This window comes from Pseudomonas sp. WS 5027 (genome assembly GCF_012985695.1).
Classification (GTDB): Bacteria; Pseudomonadota; Gammaproteobacteria; order Pseudomonadales; family Pseudomonadaceae; genus Aquipseudomonas; species Aquipseudomonas hygromyciniae.
Window position 1 is genome coordinate 1 of the sequence record NZ_JAAQWU010000054.1, and the last position, 1,124, is coordinate 1,124.

Annotated in this window: 3 pseudogenes; all 3 read right to left on the bottom strand. The window is 62.9% G+C overall.

What is annotated here, in order from left to right:
• Window positions 1–205 precede the first annotated feature (205 nt).
• Window positions 206–343, bottom strand: a pseudogene (locus HBO09_RS28595) (MFS transporter); the annotation flags it as partial.
• 200 nt (window positions 344–543) lie between these two features.
• Window positions 544–681 (bottom strand): annotated as a pseudogene (locus HBO09_RS28600) (MFS transporter); the annotation flags it as partial.
• Window positions 682–864: 183 nt separating this feature from the next.
• A pseudogene (locus HBO09_RS28605) lies at window positions 865–1,002 on the bottom strand (MFS transporter); the annotation flags it as partial.
• Between the last annotated feature and the right edge of the window lie 122 nt (window positions 1,003–1,124).

A 1,124-nucleotide genomic window follows, 5' to 3' on the forward strand; every position in this document is an offset into this window, starting at 1 on the left:
AACCCGCGATATCAAGCAGATACCGCGGTTGTGGCGAGCGGGCTTGCCCCGCGCTGGGGTGCGAAGCAGCCCTATACCCGGTAATCTCGGTTTATCTGGAGAAATGCGGCGGGCTTATTGGTGCTGCTTTGCAGCCCAACGCGGGGCAAGCCCGCTCGCCACAGGGAGAGTTCGTCAGCTCATATAGGTGCGTGCGGTACTGCCTTTAACGGTTGACCAACTTCGCCGGCAGGGCGATCACCAGCAAACAACTTAGCACCAGGCTGGCGGCAAAGAACCACATCGCCCCGGCGCTGCTGCCGGTCATCAACGAGTTGCTGACCAGGCCGACGATATCAAGCAGATACCGCTGTTGTGGCGAGCGGGCTTGTCGGAACGCCGCATCGCCCGCGCTGGGTTGCGAAGCAGCCCTAAACCCGGCCATCGCGGTTTATCTGGAGAAATGCGGCGGGCGTATTGGGGCTGCTGCGCAGCCCAGCGCGGGGCAAGCCCGCTCGCCACAGGGGGGGGCGCCAGATCATATAGGTGCGTGTGGTACTGCCTTTAACGGTTGACCAACTTCGCCGGCAAGGCGATCACCAGCAAACAACCGAGCACCAGGTTCCCGGCAAAGAACCACATCGCCCCGGCGCTGTTGCCGGTCATCAACGAGTTGCTGACCAGGCCGACGATATCAAGCAGATACCGCGGTTGTGGCGAGCGGGCTTGCCCCGCGCTGGGTTGCGAAGCAGCCCTAAACCCGGCCATCGCGGTTTATCTGGAGAAATGCGGCGGGCTTATTGGGGCTGCTTCGCAGCCCAGCGCGGGGCAAGCCCGCTCGCCACAGGGGGGCGTCAGCTCCTGCAGGGGCGTGCGGTACTGCCTTTAACGGTTGACCAACTTCGCCGGCAGGGCGATCACCAGCAAACAACTTAGCACCAGGCTGGCGGCAAAGAACCACATCGCCCCGGCGCTGCTGCCGGTCATCAGCGAGTTGCTGACCAAACCGGCGATATCAAGCAGATACCACGGTTGTGGCGAGCGGGCTTGCCCCGCGCTGGGTTGCGAAGCAGCCCTAAACCCGGGAATCGCGGTTTATCTGGAGAAATGCGGCGGGCTTATTGGGGCTGCTTTGCAGCCCAACG